Annotated in this window: 23 protein-coding genes and 1 tRNA gene; 7 read left to right on the forward strand and 17 right to left on the reverse strand. The window is 61.3% G+C overall.

What is annotated here, in order from left to right; genetic code table 11:
- Nucleotides 1-20: 20 nt before the first annotated feature.
- The 9 genes from era to rpoZ all read right to left on the reverse strand — a co-directional run bounded on the left by era (nucleotide 21) and on the right by rpoZ (nucleotide 7,600).
- Nucleotides 21-947 (reverse strand): GTPase Era, encoded by a 927-nt coding sequence (gene era / locus RQ479_RS10510; RefSeq protein WP_376705019.1) that lies wholly within the window; start codon nucleotides 945-947, stop codon nucleotides 21-23.
- The gene (gene rnc / locus RQ479_RS10515) at nucleotides 944-1,669 is read right to left on the reverse strand and encodes a ribonuclease III (protein WP_376705020.1); all 726 of its coding nucleotides are present in this window, start codon (nucleotides 1,667-1,669) and stop codon (nucleotides 944-946) included. Before rnc ends, era begins: the two co-directional genes overlap by 4 nt.
- A 4-nt stretch (nucleotides 1,670-1,673) precedes the next feature.
- On the reverse strand, nucleotides 1,674-2,423 hold the full coding sequence (gene lepB, locus RQ479_RS10520) for a signal peptidase I (protein ID WP_352467213.1): 750 nt from the start codon (nucleotides 2,421-2,423) through the stop codon (nucleotides 1,674-1,676).
- A gap of 77 nt (nucleotides 2,424-2,500) precedes the next feature.
- The gene (gene acpS, locus RQ479_RS10525; protein ID WP_352467214.1) at nucleotides 2,501-2,914 is read right to left on the reverse strand and encodes a holo-ACP synthase; all 414 of its coding nucleotides are present in this window, start codon (nucleotides 2,912-2,914) and stop codon (nucleotides 2,501-2,503) included.
- Nucleotides 2,911-3,492, reverse strand: coding sequence for a DUF2062 domain-containing protein (locus RQ479_RS10530; RefSeq protein WP_023677769.1), 582 nt, complete (start codon nucleotides 3,490-3,492; stop codon nucleotides 2,911-2,913). The genes acpS and RQ479_RS10530 overlap by 4 nt, the downstream gene beginning before the upstream one ends.
- Nucleotides 3,493-3,725: 233 nt before the next feature.
- Nucleotides 3,726-4,136, reverse strand: coding sequence for a VOC family protein (locus tag RQ479_RS10535; RefSeq protein WP_376705021.1), 411 nt, complete (start codon nucleotides 4,134-4,136; stop codon nucleotides 3,726-3,728).
- 42 nt (nucleotides 4,137-4,178) lie between these two features.
- Nucleotides 4,179-4,757 (reverse strand): orotate phosphoribosyltransferase, encoded by a 579-nt coding sequence (pyrE, locus tag RQ479_RS10540; protein ID WP_352717464.1) that lies wholly within the window; start codon nucleotides 4,755-4,757, stop codon nucleotides 4,179-4,181.
- Nucleotides 4,758-4,858: 101 nt separating this feature from the next.
- Nucleotides 4,859-7,087, reverse strand: coding sequence for a RelA/SpoT family protein (locus RQ479_RS10545; protein WP_376705022.1), 2,229 nt, complete (start codon nucleotides 7,085-7,087; stop codon nucleotides 4,859-4,861).
- A gap of 111 nt (nucleotides 7,088-7,198) precedes the next feature.
- Nucleotides 7,199-7,600 (reverse strand): DNA-directed RNA polymerase subunit omega, encoded by a 402-nt coding sequence (gene rpoZ / locus RQ479_RS10550; protein ID WP_292657901.1) that lies wholly within the window; start codon nucleotides 7,598-7,600, stop codon nucleotides 7,199-7,201.
- 279 nt (nucleotides 7,601-7,879) lie between these two features.
- On the opposite strand from rpoZ, the gene RQ479_RS10555 reads away from it, so the two are divergent.
- Together RQ479_RS10555 and RQ479_RS10560 are read left to right on the forward strand one after the other, a co-directional pair.
- On the forward strand, nucleotides 7,880-8,461 hold the full coding sequence (locus tag RQ479_RS10555) for an NYN domain-containing protein (RefSeq protein ID WP_376705023.1): 582 nt from the start codon (nucleotides 7,880-7,882) through the stop codon (nucleotides 8,459-8,461).
- The gene (locus RQ479_RS10560; protein ID WP_376705024.1) at nucleotides 8,458-9,135 is read left to right on the forward strand and encodes a uracil-DNA glycosylase; all 678 of its coding nucleotides are present in this window, start codon (nucleotides 8,458-8,460) and stop codon (nucleotides 9,133-9,135) included. The genes RQ479_RS10555 and RQ479_RS10560 overlap by 4 nt, the downstream gene beginning before the upstream one ends.
- A 26-nt stretch (nucleotides 9,136-9,161) precedes the next feature.
- Here RQ479_RS10560 and RQ479_RS10565 read toward each other — a convergent pair whose 3' ends face one another.
- The 5 genes from RQ479_RS10565 to dapA all read right to left on the reverse strand — a co-directional run bounded on the left by RQ479_RS10565 (nucleotide 9,162) and on the right by dapA (nucleotide 12,407).
- Nucleotides 9,162-9,683, reverse strand: a complete 522-nt coding sequence (locus tag RQ479_RS10565) for a hypothetical protein (protein WP_376705025.1) — start codon at nucleotides 9,681-9,683, stop codon at nucleotides 9,162-9,164.
- A 111-nt stretch (nucleotides 9,684-9,794) separates the two neighbouring features.
- Nucleotides 9,795-10,022, reverse strand: coding sequence for a hypothetical protein (locus RQ479_RS10570; RefSeq protein ID WP_352862677.1), 228 nt, complete (start codon nucleotides 10,020-10,022; stop codon nucleotides 9,795-9,797).
- 163 nt (nucleotides 10,023-10,185) lie between these two features.
- Nucleotides 10,186-10,914: a GH25 family lysozyme gene (locus RQ479_RS10575; protein ID WP_376705026.1), complete on the reverse strand. Its 729-nt coding sequence runs from the start codon at nucleotides 10,912-10,914 to the stop codon at nucleotides 10,186-10,188.
- Nucleotides 10,915-11,020: 106 nt separating this feature from the next.
- Nucleotides 11,021-11,500 (reverse strand): SsrA-binding protein SmpB, encoded by a 480-nt coding sequence (smpB, locus tag RQ479_RS10580; RefSeq protein WP_023768487.1) that lies wholly within the window; start codon nucleotides 11,498-11,500, stop codon nucleotides 11,021-11,023.
- A 25-nt stretch (nucleotides 11,501-11,525) separates the two neighbouring features.
- Nucleotides 11,526-12,407, reverse strand: coding sequence for a 4-hydroxy-tetrahydrodipicolinate synthase (dapA, locus tag RQ479_RS10585; RefSeq protein WP_376705027.1), 882 nt, complete (start codon nucleotides 12,405-12,407; stop codon nucleotides 11,526-11,528).
- A 327-nt stretch (nucleotides 12,408-12,734) separates the two neighbouring features.
- On the opposite strand from dapA, the gene RQ479_RS10590 reads away from it, so the two are divergent.
- Nucleotides 12,735-14,768, forward strand: coding sequence for a lytic transglycosylase domain-containing protein (locus RQ479_RS10590; RefSeq protein ID WP_376705903.1), 2,034 nt, complete (start codon nucleotides 12,735-12,737; stop codon nucleotides 14,766-14,768).
- Between the two features lie 158 nt (nucleotides 14,769-14,926).
- Nucleotides 14,927-15,820: an alpha/beta fold hydrolase gene (locus RQ479_RS10595; RefSeq protein WP_376705028.1), complete on the forward strand. Its 894-nt coding sequence runs from the start codon at nucleotides 14,927-14,929 to the stop codon at nucleotides 15,818-15,820.
- Between the two features lie 319 nt (nucleotides 15,821-16,139).
- Here the strand turns inward: RQ479_RS10595 and RQ479_RS10600 are convergent, their stop codons facing one another.
- A complete protein-coding gene (locus RQ479_RS10600) occupies nucleotides 16,140-17,198 on the reverse strand; it encodes a tyrosine-type recombinase/integrase (protein ID WP_376705904.1) in 1,059 nt (352 codons plus the stop codon).
- 237 nt (nucleotides 17,199-17,435) lie between these two features.
- Entirely contained in the window at nucleotides 17,436-18,617 is a 1,182-nt protein-coding gene (locus RQ479_RS10605) for a porin (RefSeq protein WP_376705029.1), read from the reverse strand.
- Between the two features lie 448 nt (nucleotides 18,618-19,065).
- Between RQ479_RS10605 and RQ479_RS10610 the strand changes: the two genes are divergently transcribed.
- Both RQ479_RS10610 and RQ479_RS10615 read left to right on the forward strand, forming a co-directional pair.
- Nucleotides 19,066-19,156: transfer RNA gene (locus RQ479_RS10610), tRNA-Ser, on the forward strand.
- 588 nt (nucleotides 19,157-19,744) lie between these two features.
- Nucleotides 19,745-20,896, forward strand: a complete 1,152-nt coding sequence (locus RQ479_RS10615; RefSeq protein WP_352467224.1) for a porin — start codon at nucleotides 19,745-19,747, stop codon at nucleotides 20,894-20,896.
- A 257-nt stretch (nucleotides 20,897-21,153) separates the two neighbouring features.
- Here RQ479_RS10615 and RQ479_RS10620 read toward each other — a convergent pair whose 3' ends face one another.
- Nucleotides 21,154-22,806, reverse strand: coding sequence for a sulfotransferase (locus RQ479_RS10620; RefSeq protein ID WP_376705030.1), 1,653 nt, complete (start codon nucleotides 22,804-22,806; stop codon nucleotides 21,154-21,156).
- A 119-nt stretch (nucleotides 22,807-22,925) separates the two neighbouring features.
- Between RQ479_RS10620 and RQ479_RS10625 the strand changes: the two genes are divergently transcribed.
- Nucleotides 22,926-24,038: a pyridoxal phosphate-dependent aminotransferase gene (locus tag RQ479_RS10625; RefSeq protein ID WP_376705031.1), complete on the forward strand. Its 1,113-nt coding sequence runs from the start codon at nucleotides 22,926-22,928 to the stop codon at nucleotides 24,036-24,038.
- Nucleotides 24,039-24,045: the final 7 nt, after the last annotated feature.

Below are 24,045 nucleotides of genomic sequence, written 5' to 3' on the forward strand. Positions count from 1 at the left end.
CGGATCGCCCAAACAGGCTCTCAATGCGGAAATTCGAGCCCCATTTCACGGTAGCGCTCGGGATCGTCGCCCCAGTTCTCGCGCACCTTGACGAACAGGAAGAGGTGCACCTTCTGCTCGAGTATGCCTGCGATTTCCATGCGCGCGGCCTGGCCGATGGCGCGGATCGTCTCGCCCTTATGGCCGAGCACGATCTTCTTCTGGCTGTCGCGCTCGACATAGATGGTCTGGTCGATGCGCACCGAGCCGTCCTTCTTCTCTTCCCATTTCTCGGTCTCGATGTGGGAGGAATAGGGCAGTTCCTGATGCAGCCTGAGATAGAGCTTTTCGCGGGTGATCTCGGCCGCGAGTTGGCGCATCGGCAGGTCGGAGATCTGGTCTTCCGGATAGTACCAGGGGCCGGCCGGCAAGGTCTCGGCGAGATAGTCGAGCAGGTCCTTGCAGCCGGACCCGGTCAGCGCCGAAACCATGAAGGTGCGCTTGAACGGCACCCTTTCGTTGGCTGCCGCCGACAATGCGAGCAGCGTCTCGTGCTTGACCCGATCGACCTTGTTGAGGATCAACACCATCGGCTGCCGGACATCCTTCAGCCGCTCGAGGATGGTGTCGGCATCGCCCCGGATGCCGCGCTCGGCATCGATCAACAGCAGCACGATATCGGCGTCCTTGGCACCGCCCCAGGCTGTGGTCACCATGGCGGTGTCCAGCCGGCGCTTCGGCTTGAATATGCCCGGCGTGTCGACGAAGACGATCTGCGCGTTGTTGTGGGTGGCAATGCCGCGCACGATAGCGCGCGTGGTCTGCACCTTGTGCGTCACGATCGACACCTTGGCGCCGACCAATTGGTTGACCAGCGTCGATTTCCCCGCATTGGGCGCGCCGATCAGCGCGACGAAGCCGGAGCGGGTAGCGGGAGCTTCTGTTGCCGGAGCTTCGGTGGCGTTCATGCGGCACTCCCTTGATTGAGCCAGACGCCTTCCCGCTGCAGAAGTGCCGCGGCTGCAGCCTGCTCCGCCTCGCGCTTGGAGCGCCCGCGGCCGGTCGCCGGCGGATAGGCGCCGACCTTGACGCTGACGGTGAACAGCGGATCGTGGTCCGGTCCCTCGCGGCTGTCGATTATGTAAACCGGCACTGCGCCTGCCGCCTGATGCGCCCATTCCTGAAGTTCGGTTTTCGCATCGCGACGGGCGGCGTCAATGGCTTGCGAGCGCGGCTGCCAGTATCTGTGGATGAACGCACGGGCCGCTTCCAACCCGCCGTCGAGATAGAGCACGGCGATCAGCGATTCCAATGCATCGGCGCGCAGATTGACGCGCTTGCGCCCATCGAGGCCGCGTACGTCCGAACCGGCGCGAACGAGTTCCGGCAGGCCGATCTCCTCGGCGATCTCCGCCAGGGCCTCGGCGTTGACCAGCGCGTTCAATCTCAGCGATAGCTCACCCTCGGCGGCGTCGGGAAATGCTGCCAGTAGCATATCGGCAACGACAAGGCCGAGAACGCGGTCGCCCAGGAATTCGAAACGTTCGTAGTCGATGCCGGCATGACTGCCGCGAGCGCTGGCATGGGTCAGCGCCCGCTGCAGGCGCTGGTGGTCGCCAAAACTGTGGCCGGTGCGCTCCTTGAGCGCATCGGCGAGCGCATCGGCGGTCAGCCGTTTCGTCGCCGCCATGGCCCTAATTGACGAAATGGAACAGGCGCGAGGCGCGCATCTGCGACGGCCATTTCCAGATTTCGAGCGGGCTGGCGCTGCCGCCGATCGAGAAGAAGATGAGATTGGCGCGGCCGACCAAGTTCTCCTCCGGCACGAAGCCGACCGTGAAGCGGCTGTCCGACGAGTTGTCGCGATTGTCGCCCATCATGAAATAGTGACCGGGCGGCACCTTGAACTCTTTGGTATTGTCGCCGATCGAGGCCTGCGTCAGGTCGAGCGTGTCGTAGGTGACGCCGTTCGGCAGCGTCTCGCGATAGACATCGACCGGCCCGTTCTCCTCGGTGATGTCGCGGTTGTCGATCTGCCCGACCTTGACGCGCGGCACGCTCACGTCGTTGATGAAGAGCTGGCCATCCTTGACCTGGATCTTGTCGCCCGGCAGGCCGACGACGCGCTTGATATAATCGACGGAAGGATCCGGCGGAAACTTGAACACCACCACGTCGCCGCGCTTCGGCTCTGAGCCCCAGATGCGGCCCGAAAAGATGTTCGGCCCGAACGGCAGTGAATAGCGGGAGAAGCCGTAGGACCACTTGGTGACGAAGAGATAGTCGCCTTCGAGCAAAGTCGGCCGCATCGACCCGGACGGGATCGAGAACGGCTGGAACAGGAGCGTGCGGATCACCAGCGCAAGCAGCAGGGCCTGGACGATGACGCTGACGGTTTCGCCAAGTCCGCCGGATTTCTTCTGGGTTTTTTCAGCCACGCTCATGTCGTCCTCGATTGTGCGTTGGATGGTATAGAGTCTCGGCGCGCGCTGGGCAACGTCATGCCGGTGGTCAGATGCAATCAATGTGGCGCTTCTTCGACCGGCAACGCTTCAATGATCACAAAGGCTTGAGCGAGCGGAAAATCATCGGTGATGGTGAGATGGATCACGGCGCGGTGCCCTTCAGGCAGGATTTCGTCCAGCCGCGCTGCCGCCCCGTTTGTCAGCGCCATGGTCGGCTTGCCGCTGGCCAGGTTGACGACCCCCATGTCACGCCAGAACACACCCTGCGCCATACCGGTGCCCAATGCCTTGGCGCAGGCTTCCTTGGCAGCGAAACGCTTGGCGTAGGAGGCCGCACGCGCCGCACGGTTTTCGGAGCGCGCCTGTTCGATCTCGGTGTAGATGCGTTGGATGAAGCGCTGGCCATGACGTTCCAGCGACTTCTCGATGCGTCTGATGTCGATGAGGTCGCTGCCGATACCGATAATCATTCGGCGGGAACTTCCGGCCCGGTTTTTCCAGCCTTTGCGGCTCTTTCGGCCAGACGCTTGCGGCGCTGCTCGTGGAAAGTGACCATGCCCCAGCGGGTGATGCCGTAAAACAGCAGGCCGAAAACCAGGCCGAGCGGTATCGCGCCGATTGTCATCGGCTTCAGCACCGGTCCCCACAACTGCGCAAAGGAAAGATTATGCAGCATGTCGCCAAGATGGGCGGGCGGGCCATGCGCCGGCAGGTGTTCATGCAGGATCAGCTTGCCGACCTCCCAGGAGGCGGCCCATAGCAGCGGAAAGGTCAGGGGGTTGCCGAACACCGTGCCAAGTGCTGCCGCGACCAGATTGCCGGCGATCAGCCAGCACAGGATGGCGGCAATGATGAAGTGGAAGCCAAGCGGGAAAAACGACGCGAATACGCCCGCCGCAACACCGGCGGCCACGGCGTGCGGCGTGGCCCTAAGCCGCAGGATGCGCTTGGAGAAATACCGCAGCGAGCGCGAGAACGAGCGGCGCGGCCACAAATAAGTACGCACCCGCTCGAAAAAACCATCAGGCTTGCGCCGTCGAAAAAGCACTCTGTTCCTGTTCCTAGTTCCATTAATGGCTTCGCGCCGGCTTTTCCCAGCCGGGGCGCGACAGCCCTATGCTGCGCTCTGCGGTCGCCGAAAAGCAACTACGACTTTGATATAGCGATGCGCTGGCCGAAGAACAACGAGGCCGAGGGCATCCGCTCGGTGGCCGGTCGCGCCAGCCCTGGGTGTCGCCGTTCTGAACAGGGTATGATCGCGGCGAATTTAAGGAGCGCCGCTTAGGGTCGATATTCGCTGACCTCGACGAGGTTGCCATCCGGGTCACGGAAATAGACCGACATCATCGCGCCACGAGCGCCGACACGCTCGACCGGGCCGACCTCTATCACCACGCCATTGACGGCGAGGCTGGCACATATCTCGGCGAGCGGACGGGCGGCAATCAAGCAGAAATCTCCGGAGCCCGGCGTCGGCGCCTTGGCCTTCGGCTCGAAGGTACGCCCGACCTGATGCACATTGATCTTTTGCGTTCCAAACAGCAGCGCCGTTGGTCGGTCCGGCTCGTCGAGGCGCTCGAAGCCAAGCACGCGCTGATAGAAGGCGCAGGTATCGTCCACCGAACGAACTGTCAGCACGAAATGATCGATGCCGGCAATCACGGCAGCGCCTCTTGACTTGTTTTTATGCATGTCGTTGTCCCAAAACCGCCGCACACTTTTGGGCGACATGCATTAGATGTTGCGGCTGCCGGGCTTGATCGCCGGTATGGCGGCGAGCTCGGGCGGCAGCCTGTCGGCCGGATAGGCCGGAACTTCATATTCCGCAAGCGCGATCAGCGGCACGCCGACATCGGTCTTGCCGGCCGAGCGGTCGATGATGCACGCGGCGGCTGCGACTTCGGCGCCAAGGCCGCGCAGGCAGTCGATGGTCTCGCGGATCGACAGACCAGTGGTGACGATGTCCTCGACAATGACAACGCGCGATCCCTTGGCGATCTCGAAACGACGCAGCCTGAATTCGCCCCCTTCCCGCTCGACCCAGATCGCCGGCACACCAAGATGCCGCGAGGTCTCATAGGCCGGGATCAGCCCGCCGATCGCGGGGCCGACGACGTAGTCGATCCTGCCGGGCACGCCAGCGCGGATCTTTTCGGCCAGCGCCTTGCACAAGCGCTCGGTCTTGTCGGCATGCATGAAAACGCGCGCCTTCTGCAGGAAGACCGGGCTGCGCAGGCCCGACGTCAGGATGAAATGCCCTTCGAGAACGGCGCCGGCCTCGCGGAAAATGCCCAGCACTTCATCGGTGTTCATTGTTCGCTCCATGCCCATGATGAATGGTGAATGGTGAATGGTGAATGGTAGTGAGAGCACCCTCTTTCACTATTCACTATTCACTATTCACTATTCACTATTCACCCATTCACGCGTCGCGCATCGCTGACGCTCGAATTGTCCTTTAGCTGCGACAGCAGCCGGTTCAAGTGCTTGAGGTCCCACACTTCGAGATCGATCAGCATTTCGGTGAAATCGGGCGCGGTGCGCACCATCGACAGAGTGTGGATGTTGGCATCGTTGGATGCGACGACCTGCGCAATGTCGGCCAACGAACCCGGTGCGTTGATGGCGGTGACCGAGACGCGCGCCGGGAACCGCTCCTTGGTGCGCTCGTCAATATCCCAGCGCACATCGATCCAGCGCTCTGGCTGGTCGTCGAAGGCCTGCAGCGCCGGCGACTGGATCGGATAGATGGTGATACCGGTTCCCGGCTGCACGATGCCGACGATGCGGTCGCCAGGCACCGCCCCCTCCGGTGCGAAGCGCACCGGCAGATCGCCGCGCACGCCGCGGATCGGCACCGCATCGTCACGCTGCTGATTCTTGTCCTTGCGTGCGGCGCGGCCCGGAATCTGGAACAGCATGCCGGCGGCGTTGCGGATCTTCGACCAGCCCTCCTCGCGCTGCTTGGGCGCGACCAGCGTGACGCGCTCGTCCTTGTAGTCAGGAAATACCGCCTTCATGACATCGGTGGAGGCAAGTTCGCCACGGCCGACCGAGGCCAGCACATCCTCGATATCCTTGCGCGCCAGCCGGTGCAGCACCGGCTTCAGATTTTCCTTGGTAAAGATCTTGCCGGACCGTTCGAAGGCGCGCTCCAGAATTCGGATACCGAGACCCGAATATTGCTTGCGGATAGCGTTCTTGGTGGCGCGACGGATGGCCGAGCGCGCCTTGCCGGTAACGACCACCGATTCCCACGCCGCCGGCGGCACCTGCGCCTTCGAGCGGATGATCTCGACCTCGTCACCGTTCTTCAGCTCCGTCATCAGCGGCATGATGCGGCCATTGACCTTGGCGCCGACGCAAGTGTCGCCGACATCGGTGTGGACGGCATAGGCAAAGTCGATCGGCGTGGCGCCGCGCGGCAGCGCTATCAGCATGCCCTTCGGCGTGAAGCAGAATACCTGGTCCTGGAACAGTTCCAGCTTGGTGTTTTCGAGGAAGTCCTCGGGATTGTCGCCTTCGGCAAGCTGCTCGATGGTCCGCCGCAGCCACGCATAGGCATTGGTTTCCTTCGAGATCGCATGGGCGGCACCATTCATCTTGCCGCCGGTATCCTTATAGATCGAATGAGCGGCGACGCCGTATTCGGCGATCTTGTTCATCTGGTAGGTGCGGATCTGCAATTCGACGCGCTGGCGCGATGGGCCGACGATGGTGGTGTGGATCGAGCGGTAGTCGTTCTGCTTCGGCGTCGAGATGTAATCCTTGAAGCGGCCGGGCACCATCGACCAGGTGGTGTGGATGGCGCCGAGCGCGCGGTAACAGTCCTCGACCGTCTCGACAACGACGCGGAAGCCGAAAATGTCGGACAGCTGCTCGAACGACAGCGCCTTGGCTTCCATCTTGCGGAATACCGACCACGGCTTCTTCTGCCGGCTTTTGACCTCGGCCTTGATCGAATATTTGTCGAACAGCGTGGACAGCGCCTTCTCGATCTCGGACAGCACGCCCTTGTTGCGCTCGAAGATTTCGGCGAGCCGTGCGGTGACGGCGCGATAGGCTTCGGGATTGATGAAGCGGAAGGCGATCTCCTCCAGCTCCTCGCGCATGCCTTGCATGCCCATGCGGCCGGCCAGCGGCGCGTAGATGTCCATCGTCTCTTCGGCAATGCGCAGGCGCTTGGCTTCCGGCACATGGTCGAGGGTGCGCATATTGTGCAGGCGGTCGGCGAGCTTGACCAGAAGCACGCGCACGTCTTCCGAGATCGCCAGCAACAGCTTGCGCAGGTTCTCCGCCTGCTCGGCCTTCTTGGAGACGAGATCGAGCTTCTTCAGCTTGGTCAGGCCTTCGACCAGCTTGCCCATTTCGGGGCCGAACAATTCGTCGATCTCGGCTCTGGTCGCCGTGGTGTCCTCGATCGTGTCGTGCAGCAGTGCAACGGCGATCGTCGCCTCGTCCATGTGCATTTCGGTGAGGATGGCGGCGACTTCGAGCGGATGCGAAAAATAGGGGTCGCCGGAGGCGCGTTTCTGGTGGCCATGCTTCTGCATGGCGTAGACATAGGCCTTGTTGAGCAGCGCCTCGTTGACGTCAGGCTTGTAGCGCTGGACGCGCTCGACAAGCTCATACTGACGCATCATGGGCGGGATCTCGCAATGCTGAAATGAATCATGCGCCGCACTGGCGTACGGCGCATGTCATAGATAGCCACGAAACTGCCGACGCGAAAGTGTCGGCAGTTATTGCTAAGATCAATAATCGTCGCTTTTTTCCGGCGGTACCAGGCCTTCGATGCCGGCCAACAGGTCTTCTTCGGTCATGCGATCGAAGGTGACGTTGTCCTCGACGTCGTCGGCATCGGTGGCCGCAACGGCACTGCCGGTCTGGTCGGCAATCGCCTCGCCGTCGGCTTCCGGCTCGTCGACCTCGACATGCTTCTGCAGCGAATGGATGAGATCTTCCTTGAGGTCGTCCGGCGACAGCGTCTCGTCGGCGATTTCGCGGAGCGCAACGACCGGATTCTTGTCGTTGTCGCGCGGTACGGTGATCTGCGCGCCTTGGCTGATTTGACGGGCGCGGTGGCCGGCCAGGAGCACCAGCTCGAAGCGGTTGTCGACCTTGTCGATGCAATCTTCAACGGTTACGCGGGCCATGAGTTGCCCCTTTCATGCCTGGATTTGATGGAAAACAGGCGCGGTCCATAACCCGAACGCCGCCAAAATACAAGCTTTTATGGCGGCGCGCAGCTCTGACGCGGGCCGCCTGCGACGACGCAGCGCCGATCACAATTGCTTGCGGTGCCGCATGGTGGCTTGGATTGCCGTAAAACTGGCGTTATCTCGAACGATGAAGGCCAACAGGTCTATTATCAGACCGGCCGATAGTCGCCACGCATTTAGACGACCGCTTATTTCGAAAAAGGACATTTTTCCATGTTCGATCCTCGTGAAAAAATCGCTCTCTTTATCGACGGTGCCAATCTCTACGCCACCTCGCGCGCGCTGGGCTTTGACATCGACTACCGCAAACTTCTGTCGAGCTTCCAGAAACGCGGCTATCTGCTGCGCGCCTATTACTACACCGCGCTGGTCGAGGATCAGGAATACTCCTCGATACGGCCGCTGATCGACTGGCTCGACTATAACGGCTTCAAGGTGGTAACCAAACCGGCCAAGGAATTCACCGACTCGACCGGCCGGCGCAAGATCAAGGGCAACATGGATATCGAGCTGACCGTCGATGCGCTGGAGCTTGCCGATGTCGTCGACCATTATGTCATCTTTTCGGGCGACGGCGATTTCCGTACGCTGGTCGAGGCGCTGCAGCGGCGCGGGCGCAAGGTGTCGATCGTCTCGACCATGGCTTCGCAGCCGCCGATGATCTCCGACGATCTGCGCCGCCAGGCCGACCATTTCATCGACTTGATGACGCTCAAGAATGAAGTCGGCCGCGATCCGTCGGAGCGGCCGATGCGCAGGCCCGAGCCAGCCGAAGTCGACGAGGAAGACTATTGACGGTCGTTGCCTTGACCGCGCCCCTGGTCGTCTCGCCCGAACCCGATCGCGATTGCCCGCTCTGCCCGCGGCTGCACGACTTCATCGCCGAGTGGCGGCGGCGCGAGCCGTCCTGGTTCAACGCGCCGGTGCCGACCTTTTTGCCGCCGGAAGGCGAGGATGCGGTGCGTCTGCTGATCGTCGGGCTGGCGCCTGGCCTGCGCGGGGCAAACCGGACCGGGCGCCCCTTCACCGGAGATTTTGCCGGTGACCTGCTCTACAACACGCTGATCGCGCACGGCTTTGCGCGCGGCGAATTCAAAGCGCGACCAGATGACGGGCTGGAGCTTGTCGGAACGGCGATTACCAATGCGGTGCGCTGCGTGCCGCCGGATAACAAGCCGGTTGGCGCCGAGATAGCGACCTGCCGGACGTTCCTGGTACCGACGATTGCGCGGTTTCCAAATCTGCGCGCTGTGCTGGCGCTGGGCTCGATCGCGCACCAGTCGACCGTGCGGGCGCTCGGCCAGCGCGTCGCCGCCTTTCCGTTCCGGCATGGTGGGCAGCAGCAGGCCAATGGCATCACGCTGTTTTCCAGCTATCATTGCTCGCGCTACAACACCAATACCGGCGTGTTGACGGAAGCGATGTTCGTCAACGTCTTCAGTCAGATAGAAGCTTTTCTGAAGACATAGAGTCGGACGAGGCCCGCCGGCAGGCCCTAGATTCGGGCAATCGCGAACAACCAGGCCAGGAGATCCAGCAACCACAGAAACAGTGCAAGCTGCAGCGCAACGCGCAGGCGTTGGATGATCTGCCAATTGCTGGCCATGTCGGATTTGATGCGCAGCGCAAGCGCTCGGTGCATCCCGTCCATGGTTGCGGGAGGATGCTGATCGACGAAGTCCTGGAGCAGCTTCTCTGGATCGAAACGGAACGTATAGTCATAATATGGCCACACCATAATCGCGACCAGCAGTCCGATAAGAAAGAGCAATGTCAGCGCCAGCCAGTCCCAGGGCCCTACGCCATCCAGGAGCGCCCTGCCTCCAAGGAGAGAACTCGCGAACGCGGTTGCGAAGATCAGATTGCCGGCGCGCGTATTGAGACTTTCAACCACGCCCTGCTGGTGCTGGAGGCCACGCATCGCCTCCGCATAGACAAATGCCAGGCGGGGGTCGCCGCCGTCCGTCGCAGCAGGCGGGGCGTTGCTGTCATTGGTTGATGAAGGGCGCTCCGGCATCAAGTGTACTTAGCACGGCGCCGCCTGCGATTTGAATAGTTAGCGGAAGCGTAAAAGGCGGGGCGGTGACGTTCAACTTTTAGGGGAAACAATGAATCGGGCGGCGATTGATCAATCTACAAAATCCCTTGGAATGTCACCTTTGAACCTCGCAATGGCCTCCTCGACTAACTCCAAAGGAATCTCCTTCCGGTAGAGGGTTACCTCTCGGGTTCGCCTTGTGTCGTCACGGAAAATCTCCAACACGAGGTCGCCTTCAATCCAAAGCTCGATGCCGATTCCGTCCCGGTCGGCTACGTCGCTTGCGACTATCCAAGATTTTTTTGGTGCTGCGGCCATTGGCTAATCCAAAAGTATGCGGCCAAGCTATCTCCGCCGATGAAGTCTGCAAACGGTCGTAAGCTGAACTCAAAACTGAGACGCTATCGAATAGCCGTATTTGTCAAGGCTTCGTCGTTCCGTCTTCGGGCCATTGAGGGTGTTTTAGTGGACGGGAATAGCGTCAATCCGACGACATCGCTTCAGGGGCTGCGGCAAACAACGCGGCCAGCGTCGCCGGTCCGCCCTGGAGAACATTCAAATCGACGTCGCCGCTGATGCCGTCGACGCGGCCCCGGTTGTGATACTGCCAGTAGATCCAGTCGTCATGGCCCGGCCGCAGCGCCAGCGAACGCAGCCAGCGCGGGCGGCCGGCCAGCTGCCTGGCATAGGCTTGCGCCGCCTCGTCGGTCACATAGAGGATCGCCGTCTTGCCGAACGCTGCCTCGACCGGGCCGAGGAAGGCGGAGAGTTCGGCGCTCAGCTGTTCGGGAGTTGGCCGTTGCGGGCAATTGCCGCCGAACTCGATATCTACCACCGGCGGCAGCAAAGGCTGATCGCGCGGCACCACCGAGATGAAGTTGCGTGCCTGATCCGCACCCGGCCTGCAGAAGGTGAAGAAATGATAGGCACCCACGGCAAGGCCGGCGGCGCGGGCCGCACGCAAATTGGCGGCGAAGGCATCGTCGACATGGTCGCCGCCTTCAGTTGCCTTGATCACGGCGAAGGCGACATCGTCGGCGGCAACACGCCGCCAGTCGATCTGCCGCTGATGATGGGAAACGTCGATGCCCCTGACCGGATATTTGCCGCGGTCCAGAGAAAACGTCTGGAAGTAGGTATAGCCGCCGGCCAGAACGAGGCCCGCCGTGAGCAGACCGGCCGCGCCCCACAAGACGATCCGGTTTTTCAACAGAGACCTATCGCTATTGGTCCGCCCTGCCCGCCGCTATGGCTCCGGACGTTCGCCGCTCGAAAAGCCAAATCATTGGCTTTTCGTCCGCTTCGCGGGCTGCTCCTCACCCTCGCTCCTTCAGCAGCCGGCCCTTCTCGCGCGACCAGTCGCGCTGCTTTTCGGTCTCGCGCTTGTCGTGCAGCTTCTTGCCGCGGCCAACGGCGAGCAGCAGCTTGGCACGACCCTGGTCGTTGAAGTAGATCTTCAGCGGCACCAGCGTCATGCCCTCGCGGTCGACGCTTTGCGCCAGCTTGGCCATCTCGCGCTTGTTGAGCAGCAGTTTGCGGCGGCGGCGTGGCTCGTGGTTGAAGCGGTTGGCCTGCAGGTATTCCGGCAAATAGGAGTTGATCAGCCAGATCTCGCCGCCCTCGACCGAGGCGTAGCTGTCCTGGATGTTGGCCTGGCCCTGGCGCAGCGATTTCACTTCGGTACCGGTCAGCACCAGGCCGGCCTCGATCGTGTCGAGCACCTCATAGGAAAACCGCGCCTTACGGTTTTCCGCAACGGTCTTGTTGTTGGGATCGGCTTTTCTGACTTGATTCATGATGCGGAGAGGTGGCGCCTCATCCCTAGTTTATCAAGCCGGCGTGCTTCATCGCCGCGTCGATCTTCTCGGCGGTCGACGGCTCGACCGTCACTAGCGGCGAGCGCAGCACGTTCTCGACCTTGCCCAGCTTCGACAGCGCATATTTCGCGCCGGAAACGCCGGGCTCCATGAAAATCGCCTTGTGCAGCGGCAACAGACGGTCCTGCAGGTCGAGCGCCTTGGCGCTGTCGCCGGAAAGCGTTGCCTCCTGGAATTCAGCGCAAAGCCTGGGCGCGACATTTGCCGTCACCGAGATGCAGCCGACGCCGCCATGCGCGTTGAAGCCGAGCGCCGAGGCGTCTTCGCCGGAGAGCTGGATGAAATCCTTGCCGCAGGTGGCGCGCTGCTCCGAAACCCGCTCGACCTTGCCGGTGGCATCCTTGACGCCGACGATGTTCTTGAAGTCGTGCACCAATTGCCCCATCGTCTCCGGGCTCATGTCGATCACCGAGCGGGGCGGAATGTTGTAGATGATGATCGGCAGGCTGGTTGCCTTGGCGACGGCGGCGAAATGCGCATAGAGGCCGCGCTGCGTCGGCTTGTTGTAATAGGGCGTGACGACAAGGGCCGCGTCGGCGCCCGCCTTTTCGGCGTACTGGACCAGACCGATCGCCTCTTCGGTGTTGTTGGAGCCGGCGCCGGCGACGACCGGAACCCGGCCCTTGGCGACCTCGATGCAGACCTTGACGACCTGGCGGTGCTCGTCATGCGACAGCGTCGGCGACTCGCCGGTGGTGCCGACCGGGACCACGCCCGTCGTGCCTTCGGCGATCTGCCAGGCGATGAACGCGCGAAAGGCTTTCTCGTCGAAACGGCCGCTCTTTTCGAACGGTGTAACGAGCGCGGTCAGCGAGCCTCTCAGCATGTCGTCCAACTCCTTGGGACTAGCGCATGACCCCGAAAATCGCAGTCGATTTTCGGAAAGGATCATGAGCCAAATTTAAATTGCTACAGCGTCCTTTGCGCGACTGAGAAGACGCGCGGCGCTGTAGGTGTTTGTCGTGCGCGCCTTCTAGCCGAAAGCGAAGCGGCGCACCATAGTCTCGACATTGTTGCGCGGCAAGCATTGCGCCGGCAATTGCAATTCGAACGACCTCGACAAGGTTTTCTTTACGGGCCCTTCATCACAGACGAATAGGCTTCAGTTCATCTGTGTCTGTTGTAGCGTCGAAGAACGGGGATGATCAAATCCATGCCGACCAGGCGGCCTCATCTTTTCGCGCTTCTCGGCGCGATCGTTGTGCTGATTCCCGGCGCCGCGATCGGCAGCAGCGTCGATGTGCAGGTCACGTCGGCGATTCCGATGACCGAGCCGCAGAACGATGCGCTGCAGCAGTCGCCGTCCGCCAGCGTCGCGGCGCTGAAGAGCGGTCTCGATGCGCTGGCGGCAAACGACATTCAGCGCGCGCGCCAGGTGCGCGAGGCGCTGCCGACAAAATCGCTCGATCGGCACATCCTTGCCTGGGCGATTGCGCTCTATGGCGGCGACCAGGTGCCGAGCGGCGACATCGCCGATGCGGCAAAAATGCTGCCGAACTGGCCGGGCACGATCGCCTTGCGCAAGAACAGCGAGCGCGCGCTCTACCGCGAGAACCCAGCACCGCAGGTGGTGGTGCGGGCGTTCGACGGCAGTCAGCCGTTGACCTTCGAGGGCGTGGTGATCCTAGCCCGCTCCTATGTAGCGCAGGGCGATACTAAGGCGGCGCGCTCGGTGCTGTCGCCATTCTGGCGCACCGAAAAGCTCGAAGCCAGGGACGAGGCGGCGGTCATCCGCGAGTTCGGCGCGCTGATCCCGGCCGCCGACCATCGCTTCCGCATGGAGCGCATGTTCTATGCCGACCGGGTCGCTTCGGCGCTGCGCGTCGCCGGTCTCGCCGGCGCGCAGCAACTGGCCGATGCCTGGGCGGCAGTCACCAAAGGCGACAAGAACGCGGCCAAGCTGCTGAAGGCGGTGCCGGCAGCGCAGCGGGCGGCCGGCTATCTCTTTGCCGAAGCCGAATATCTGCGCAAGCAACAGAAATTTTCCGACGCCGCCGCGCTGGTGCTGAAGGCGCCGGGCAACCGTGACGCTCTGGTCGATCCCGACGCCTGGTGGGTTGAGCGCCGGGTGCTGTCGCGCGAGGTGGTCGACCAGGGCGACATGAAGACCGCCTACAGAATAGTCGCCGCGCATGCCGCCGAAAGTCCCGCCAATGCCGCCGAGGCGGAATTCCATGCCGGCTGGTATGCGCTGCGCGGCCTCAACGACCCGAGCACCGCCGCCAAGCATTTTGCGCGAATCGCGGAGCTCGCCCAAGGGCCGATGTCGCTGTCGCGCGCCTATTATTGGCTCGGCCGCGCCGCCGAAGTCGGCGGCCCCGGCAGTGCCAAGGATTATTTCAGCCGTGCCGCCAGCTACGGCACGACCTTTTACGGCCAGCTTGCCGGCGAGCGCGTCGGCCGGCAGACCCTCAACATCGTCTACCCACAGCCAAGTGCTGCCGACCGCCGGAATTTTGCCACCCGCGAGGCGGTCAGCGCCATCAAGCGGCTGCAGGAGGCCGGCTATGATCGCTATGCCGAAACACTCTACCGCGATCTTGCCGGGCAGCTGAACAGCCCCGGCGAACTGGCGCTGCTTGCGGCGCTGGCGGAAAGACAAGGCAACCATTTCATGGCGCTCAAGGTCGGCAAGATCGCCGGCGCCCGCGGCATCGATGTCGGCGCGCTGTCGCATCCGCTCGGCGTCATTCCCGACACCGCCAACATCTCCGGCTCGGGCAAGGCACTGGCCTATGCGATTGCCCGCCAGGAAAGCGAGTTCAACATCGGGGCTGTCTCCAGCGCCGGCGCGCGCGGACTGCTGCAACTAATGCCGGGCACGGCCAAGCAATTGGCGAAGAAGGCCGGCATGACTTTCTCGCAGGCCCGGCTGACCACCGATGCCGGCTACAATGCAACACTGGGCGCCGCCTTTCTCGGCGAGCAGCTCGGCCGTTTCGACGGCTCCTACGTGCTGACCTTCGCCGGCTACAATGCCGGCCCAACCCGCGCCGCCCAGTGGGTGGCGAAATACGGCGACCCGCGCAGCAAGGACGTCGACGCCGTCGTCGACTGGATCGAGCGGATTCCCTATACGGAAACAAGAAGTTACGTCCAGCGCGTGATGGAGAATTACGAGGTCTACAAGATGCGTATCTCCGGCAAGTACGATATTGTCGGAGACTTGGTGAACGGCCGGGGGTGACGACCGGGCTTCAAGCCAAGTCAGGCTGCGATCCTTCGCGCCGCCCTCTGTCCTGCCGATGTCTCGAAGATTCTCAGCGTCGACGCTTCGATTTGACCGTCTCTGCCATCGCCTGTAGCAGTCGGAAACGATCCGGCGAGTGCGAGGAAGCGGTCCACATGGCAACCGAGCAGGGTTTCTCCGATTTCTTCTACGCCGCGCCGGACGGGCTGTCCCTGCACGCCCGCATCTATGGCGAAACGAATTCCGGCCATTGGCCAGTCGTTTGCCTGCCCGGCCTGACCCGCAATTGCCGTGATTTTCACGAATTGGCGCTTTTTCTGTCGGCGCAGACGAAGCGCAAGGTCGTCGCCTTCGATTATCGCGGGCGCGGGCAGTCCGCCTACGATGCCGACATCGGCCATTACACGGTCGGCATCGAAGCGGGCGACATTCTCGCCGGGCTGGCAGCACTTGGCATTGAGGCGGCTGGCTTCATCGGCACCTCGCGCGGTGGACTGATCATCCATGTGCTTGGGGCGATGCGGCCGGCCATGCTGAAGGCCATGGTCTTCAACGACATCGGCCCGGTGGTCGAGGCGCAAGGTCTCGCCCATATCCGCTCCTACCTCGACCCCGCGCCAAGGCCGAAGACGTACGCGGAGGTGGTCCGCGACCTGCGCAGCACCCATGGCGCGGATTTTTCGGCGCTGACCGATGCGGATTGGGAGCGGATGGCGTCAGCCCTTTACCGCAAGACCGAGGAAGGGTTGTTGCCCGATTTCGATTCGAGATTGGTCGACACGCTGGCCGGCCTGGACCTCTCCTCGCCGCTACCCGATCTTTGGCCGCAGTTCGACGCGCTGACGGCGATCCCGATGCTCGTCATACGCGGCGCCAACTCGAAGTTGATGTCCGCCGAAACGCTCGAGCAGATGCGGACGCGCCATACCGATATCGAGACGATCACCGCCCATGGCCAGGGGCATGCCCCGTTTCTCGAAACCGGCGGCCTGCCGGGCAAGGTCGCTGGCTTTTTCGATCGGGCGGAGCGACGGGGTGGCGGGAAGTAAAGCTCGACCGAGTGAAGTAATTCACGCGCAGGTTTTGCGTCGATCAAAGCATTCCGACGGCCGTTGACAGTTCCGTTGGAATTAGCGGTGAAATAATTTTATCGATGTCGGCGCTGCCCCTCATCCGCCTGCCGGCACCTTCTCCCCGTATAGTGACGGGGAGAAGGGGCTGGCCAGAACGCTGGCGACTAGCGAAATCTTTCGCGAGGGTACCTTTCTCCCCGTCACTATACGGGGAGAAATGCCCGGCAGGGCAATGAGGGGCAGCGCTAACCTGAAGCAACTGCCCTGAAACCCAATGCCAGATCCACCCAAACCGTCAGGATTTGGCGCTTCTCTTCGCGGGCTTTGGGGCCTTGCTTGCGGCCGGCTCGCTTTTTGGCTCTCGCCTTGGCGGAGGTGGAGAAGACAAAGTGCTTGCACCGCCGCTGTCCGAGCCACTGCACCGCGGCGTCTCCAGCACAGTGACGCAGCCGTCGAGGTCGTTGGTGGCCAGATGCGCGTAGCGCATGGTCATCGACAGCGTCTGATGGCCGAGCCACATCTGCACGCGCCTGATGTCGATGCCGCCCTGGACGAGACGCGAGGCGCAAGTATGGCGCAATATATGCGGCACGACCTGATCGTCGGCGCCGAGCCCGACTTCGGCCTTGGCATCGTTCCAGATGGCGCGAAACTGCGCCTGGCTGAGCTTGGTGAACGGGCCTTTGGGCCGGCGGCCCTCGGTGGGCGGCAGCTTGATCACCTCTTTTACCCGCTCGGTCATCGGAATGGTGCGGCTGCGGCCGGATTTGGTGATCCAGAAACTGACGCGGTGCTCCTGGATATCGTTCCAGATCAAGCCCAGCGCTTCGCCGAGGCGGCAGCCGGTGTCGACGAGAAAGACGGAAAGCCGATAAGCGTCCTCGCTGCGGCTCTTGATGGCGGCGAAGAGCCGGGCCTCCTCGTCTCTTTCGAGAAAACGAATCCGTCCCGCCCGCTCCTTTTGGCGGCGGAACTCGGGCAGGCTGTGGATATCCCCCATCTTGTGAGCCTTGCGCAGCAGTTTGCTGAGGGCAGCCATCTTCCGGTTGATGGTTGCGTTGCTGTTGCCGCGCTGGCGCAAGGTGCCGATAAGGTTGTCGAGGGTGCTTTGGTCGAAGGCGCTGAAACGCTCCCCAAGAAGGATCTCGTCTATTTCGCCGATGAAGGAGCTGACATTGTATTTATGCCGCCCGTCATCCCAAAGTATGTCCCGGTATGCTGAAAAAAGTTCTCCGATCCTGTGCGACTTTACTTCCCGTATCTTATTGTAACTGTATTTTATCTTTGCAGTTTGAGAAGAAAACATCGAAAAATGATCAGAGGTTCCTCCCTCTTGAATCGCATCGTTCGTCATTATTCGCCACACCCCCGAGTGGATAGGCATAGACCTACCTGCTTGGCGGTGCCCTTTCAAGAGTTTTAAGCGTTGCGGCCGATTTCATCCACCGGTGGCGGATCCCAACGACATCGTTCCACAACCCTGTTCAGCTACCGAACCCCCTTTTCCTTCTGTTTGCTACCAGTCGCGAAAACAAAACAGCCCGGGCGGTTGAGCGCCCGGGCTGGATTTCACTTGCTTTAGGTCCAGCCCTTAGAACGAGCGCTGGAAGCGGAGGATACCACCGATGGCGTCCTTCTTGTCGCCCGGGATGCCCGTCCAGTTGTATACATAGCCACCGAAGTCGCCGCCGGCCACCTTATGGCTGTTATGAGCATAGTCCACTTCGGCCGTGATCACCAGGCCGGGAACGATTTCGTATTTGATATTGGCCGCGACGCCAGCTTCCTTGGCTTCGTCATACGACGCCTGGAGGTTGAACGAGGTCTTCTCGTTGATGGTGTAGGTACCACCACCCCAGACTGCCCAGTTGCCGCCCCATTGCTTGTAGAAGTTGCGCGGGAGGTTGTCATCAGAGCCGTAGCCGGCCATCAGGAACAGCGACAGGTTCTGCATCGGCGTCACGTCGAGACGAACCTTGGCAGCCCATTCTTCTATGCTGCTGTCATAGGCAGCAACACCGGTGATCGAACCCCAGCCCTGCGTGTACTTCAGGCCGCCGACAACATACGGAACATAGCTGTCGATAGAGTCGGAGCCAAAGTCGCCACCGAGGAAGCCACTAGTGAAGGTGCCTGAACCGGTTTCCAACGAAGCCACGGCCGAGAAGCCGTTGCCGCCGTCGAAATAGTACTGGACGACGTTGGTGTCGAAGCCGCCGTACGGAACGATCGTATCCTGGATGACGTCGCCGGCGTAGCCGATGAACGTATCGAAGGCCGATTCGTCCTTACCGACGCGCAGACCACCGAGCTGGATCCAGGCAAAGTTCAGCGAAACGCCCTGGCTGCCAAAGTTAGAAAAGCCATACGCATCATTACCGGATCCCCAGTTGAACCGGGTTTCGGTGTAGGTCTTCAAGGTGCCCATCTCGGTTTCCTGGCCGGTATAGGTCCTCAGCGTGAAGCGAGCCCGTTTGTAGTAGCCGTCATTTTCATTAAATTCGCCGTTGTCCAGGAAATCCTTGGCGTCGATATATCGATTGCCGTCGAACGAGCCAGCCTGGCCGGCGGAGATATCATAACGGACATAGCCGCCGATGCGCAGGCAGATTTCGGTGCCGGGGATGTAGAAGTAGCCAGCGCCGTAGACGTCGCAGATCTTGACGTATTCAGCGGGTTCCGGCTCGGCGACGACGACGGCGTCGGCGGCGCGCGCACCGGAAACTGCGATCAGTGCCGCAGCGGAGCCGAGAAGCAGGCTCTTGATGTTCATTTTCTGACCTCCAGTCAAAAGTTAAAAAACGGGTCTGGGTATTCTTTGCTGAAGGACAGCGTTCCCTGCCCCATCCCCACTACCGAAAAAGATGCGCACCGCGCCGCTCCTTCAAACCCGACATTACCCATGACACGGCGGCGTTCAACCACGATCATACCGGCAAAAGGTTTGTGTTGGCGCTATACCCCGGCGTTGTTGCACAAATGACACGATTTGGCCTCACTCCGAAAGCTCCCGTTAACCAACAGCCCTTCGCAAGTCCTTGCAGCCCGCGGAATCCGGCGGCGGCCCGCCGAAATTGCGGCCATGACCCGACTCGCCGGCCAGGGAATTGCCGCAGAGTCGCCACATGACTGGGCGGCGCTTTGGCGAAGGTCGATTTTTCAAGGATAATAGCGCCAGCTTGTTGATTGTGCCGGCGCTTTTCTTTATCCACCGGCGCAACGGAGAGGTGGCCGAGTGGTCGAAGGCGCTCCCCTGCTAAGGGAGTAGAGGTCAAAAGCTTCTCGTGGGTTCGAATCCCATCCTCTCCGCCACCCTACGCCCTGCGGGCTTCGGGTGGCAGGCCATTCTGCTTCGCGCTGCGCGCTTCGCAGGACAAGTCCAGCGAAAATCTCGCAAAAACAGGGGCTAACCGCCTTCGGGGCTTAGGCCAGGCGAGTTCACGCAAGCGTTAGGCAATGATCCTGTGGCGCTGAAGGTTAGCGAAATCCTTGGAAAGGTGTCCTTCTCCCCGTCACTATACGGGGAGAAGTGCCCGGTAGGGCGATGAGGGGCAGCGCAACCTGAAGTGATTGCTCTGTTGGAAGCTCAGCGTTTCAGAAAGAGATCACCTCTGGATTATGCTGGAACGACTAATTTAGAGGCCGGCGCTGCCCCTCATCTGCCTGCCGGCATCTTCTCCCCGTATGGTGACGGGGAGAAGGGGCTGGCCGTGACGCTGGCACCCTCTTTCCCGTTTTGTCAGGCCCCCGATTTTTGGCGTTATCTCAAAATCCGGATCCGGCATGTTTTTGCCCAGCAAATAGCTATTTTCCGAAATAACAACGAAATCCCAGATACTTACTACCGAACACACGGCGCCAACTCCGCTCTTTTGTTCGATTCTGACTGGAGGTCAGAAAATGAACATCAAGAGCCTGCTTCTCGGCTCCGCTGCGGCACTGATCGCAGTTTCCGGTGCGCGCGCCGCCGACGCCGTCGTCGTCGCCGAGCCGGAACCCGCTGAATACGTCAAGATCTGCGACGTCTACGGCGCTGGCTACTTCTACATCCCCGGCACCGAAACCTGCCTGCGCATCGGCGGCTACGTCCGCTATGACATCGGCATCGGTGACGTCGGCTCATTTGACGGTGCAAGGACCACCGATCAGCAGGACGGCGACTCGCAGGATACCTACTACAAGCACGCCCGCTTCACGCTGAAGACCTGGACCGGCCAGGAAACCGAGCTCGGCACCTTGAAGACCTACACCGAGACCCGCTTCAACTGGGGTAACCACAATGATTACCTTGATGACAACTTCAATGGCGGTACGAGCGTTTCGCTGAACTTTGCCTGGGTCCAGCTCGGTGGTCTGCGCGTCGGTAAGGACGAATCGGCCTTCGACACGTTCATCGGCTACGCCGGCAACGTCATCCAGGATACGCTGGTCCCCTACGGCGGCTTCGACACCAACGTCGTCCAGTACTACTTCGATGCCGGAAACGGCTTCTCGGCCGTGGCTTCGTTGGAAACCGGTTCGGGCAGCGCCGCTGCGGATCCTGGCATTTTCCAAGACAGCAACAGCGGTAATGATTCCATCGACAGCTATGTCCCGTATGTCGTCGGCGGTATCAAATACACGCAGGGCTGGGGCTCGATCACCGGTGTTGCCGCCTATGACAGCACGTGGGAAGAGTGGGCAGGTAAGGTTCGCGTCGACGTTACGCCGATTCAGAACCTGACACTGTTCCTCATGGCCGGTTACGGTTCCGACGACAACATCGACCGCAACTTCTACAAGCAGTGGGGCGGCAACTGGGCAGTCTGGGGCGGCGGTACCTACACCATCAACGAGAAGACCTCGTTCAACCTCCAGGCGTCGGTTGACGACGACAAGAACTACGGCGTCGCCGCGAACGTCGCCTACGATATCGTTCCGGGCTTCACGATCACTGCCGAAGTCGATTGGGCCCACGACGGTCAGTTTGATAAAGCCTACGATCGCAACTGGACTAATGCCGACGACAAGGACAGCATTGGCGGCATGCTCCGCTTCCAGCGCTCATTCTAACAGTCCGAGCCAGATTGAGATTAAACCCGGCGGGCGACCGCCGGGTTTTTCGTATCGGGCGACGCAGCTATCAACGCTCGATAGATCATGCAGGCTGCTGCTGAGCAGCCGCAGGGCTGGTCGAATGCAACGCTCGCTCCGCACGCTTGTTCGTGCAAAGAAAAACTTGGGCCGATCTGAAGGGCTGGCCTATCGAATCAATGTATCTCGACAGCAAGTCACGATCGACCTCGGCCGATCGAGCGCATCCTACTTGTTCAAAGTTCGGCCAGATCGCCCAAGGCATCAATCAGCGGTTGAATTGTGCTCTCGTACTTTTTCCAGCGTTTGACGGATGAACTATAGATCGGCTGCCGGACCTGCCAGCGGCTGAGGGTATTGACCGACCCGCTCCTCTCGAAAAAGCGCAGGCAGGAATCGTCCCAAGGCAAGCCGAGATGATCGATGAGACGGCGCGATTGGGCCTCCTGATCGGCAATCAGCGTCTCGTAGCGGTTTTCGAAAATACGTCCGGGAAAGACTTTATTCCAATGCCGCATCAAGCGATCATATTCGCGGTAGTATAGGCCGAGTGTCTCAAGGTCGGCGTTGTAGCCGTGCTCCTTGGTGAAATGCAAGACGAAGCACGAGACGCAATTGTCAATGGCATCGCGGCGGCAATGAATGATGCGCGCGTTGGGAAAGAGAACTCCGATTAAGCCGACAAGCTCGAAGTTGTGAGGCCTCTTGTCGACGACGCGGAGCGCGCCAGGCGCGTGTTGACGCAGATAGGACAGGTATTCTTCGGCCAGCGCCCTCGACTGATTCCTCGTCATCGACATGATCGAACTGCGCAAGGCCTCATCAGACTCTGTCCTGAAGCCCATCGAGGTCGCAATTCGCCGTAGCTTCGAAAGCTCCCCGGCGCCATGAACATCCGGATGGCTCGCACAGATCTGCTCGGTGAGCGTCGTCCCCGACCGGGGCATGCCCAGCACAAACACAGGCATCTCGGACGGACTGCCGTGGCCAGCCTTGGCTTCCAATAGTGACGGGCTGAATATCTCGATCATGGAATCGACACTTCGGCGGTAGTACTCCAGGTCAAAATCGTGACCAGCGGCCTTTTTCGCCCTCTTGAAGTGATCCATCGCCTCTTCATAGCGCTGAAGATCGTTCAGCACTTTGCCTGCGGCGTGATGGAGCTGCGATGCAGCAACCGGTTCGAGCCTGGGATTGGACAGTTCGCGCAGGATAGAGTCGAGCTCGGCAGGTTTTTCGGTGAACTTTTGCGTGTCGACCAGGTAGTTGTAGGCTGCCCCAACATCGACGCGACGTTCTATTGCCTGATTGAGATAGGCTCTGGCTTCGTCCATGCGACCGAGGCTGGTGAGCGCACCAGCCAGACCAATCCGGACCATGGGGTGGTCGCCGTTGATCGTTAGCGCCTTCTCGTAAAGGGGCAAAGCCATCTCGGCCTTGTCGAAGTTGACGTAGGCACGCGCCAGTCCGCAAAGCGCTTCCACCAGATCGGGCTTCAATTCGCAGGCATGCTGCAGGTGCTTGATCGCAAGCAAGCTGTCGCCGACCTTCAGACAGGCCTCTCCCAGGCTGAGGTGGAAATATGGGTTTTGAGGCGTCTGGCTTACTGCCCGCGCGAAATATTTAAGAGCCAACTCGTCGTCGATACCGAGCCCCAACGTACCGAGGATGTATAGCGAAAGGGGATGGTTGGGCGTGCGCGCGAGAACGCGATGGCATAATTCCTCGGCCTCCGGGAGCCGCTTGGCTTGCTGGAGTTCGAGGGCCTGTCTCAGCAGCGCATCGTCAGCTTGCGCGCGCGACGGCGGTTTCACTTTCGGCGGTTGCACGTTCGACGCCGAACGGGACTTTATATGCTTGGACCAAGCAGGCGGCAGTCGGTTACTCATCATGTCTCGCTAGCAAAATGATGCGGGAGAATCCAGCCTGACGATTCCCGCTGGCCGCAGAACTTGCGCAGTCCAAGCTGGCAGGCTAGCAAGAAGGCCCCTTTCGAACGAGACTTATCATGCGCCTGCGCCCTCCCCTTACGCCGCTCATCGACGCGCTTCCCTCGACGGTGCCGTTTGTCGGCCCGGAGGCGCAGGAGCGCGACCGCGGCCGCGCCTTTCGCGCCCGCATCGGCGCCAATGAGAGCAGCTTTGGCCCTTCACCGCGCGTGGTTGCCCGCATGGCCGAGATTGCCGGCGACATGTGGATGTATTGCGATCCCGATAATCACGATTTGAAGGTAGCCGTAGCTAGGCATCTCGGTGTCGGTGGCGAAAACGTCGTCATCGGCGAAGGCATAGACGGGCTGCTCAGCCTGGTTGCGCGCATGTATGTGGCGCCTGGCGACGCGGTGGTGACCTCGCGCGGCGCCTATCCGACCTTCAACTTCCATGTTGCCGGCGTCGGCGGGCGGCTGGTCGCGGTACCTTACGAGAACGATCGGGAAAGCCTGGACGACCTGCTGGCGGCAGTCGCCAGGGAGAAGGCGCCGCTGGTCTACCTGTCCAATCCGGACAATCCGATGGGTTGCTGGTGGGAAGCCGCCGAGCTCGGCCGCTTCATCGAAGCGTTGCCGGAGACCACAATGCTGGTGCTCGACGAGGCCTATGGCGAATTAGGGCCATCCTCAGCGCTGCCGCCGATCGATGTGGCGCGGCCGAACGTCATCCGCATGCGCACCTTCTCCAAGGCCTATGGGCTGGCCGGCATACGCTGCGGCTATGCGGTGGCCGAAGCCCAGGTGATTCGCGATTTCGAAAAGATCCGCAATCATTACGGCGTCAGCCGCATGGCGCAGATGGCCGGTGTCGAGGCGCTTGCCGATCAGGCCTGGCTGGAGAGCGTGGTGGCGCGGGTCGCCGCCGGCCGCCGGCGCATTGCCGCAATAGCCGAGGCGAACGGGCTGAAGCCGCTGGCTTCGGCGACCAATTTCGTCACCATCGACTGCGGCCGCGACGGCGCTTTCGCACTAAAAGTGCTGCAGGCGCTGTTGTCACGCGACGTGTTCATCCGCAAGCCGATGGTGCCGGTGCTCGACCGCTGCATCCGGGTCAGCGTCGGCCTCGACCACGAGCTCGACATCTTTGCCGAGGAACTGCCTGGCGCACTGGCGGCAGCGCGAGGAAACTGAAGGGCGC

This window comes from Mesorhizobium sp. ISC25 (assembly GCF_042295465.1).
Taxonomy (GTDB): Bacteria; Pseudomonadota; Alphaproteobacteria; order Rhizobiales; family Rhizobiaceae; genus Mesorhizobium.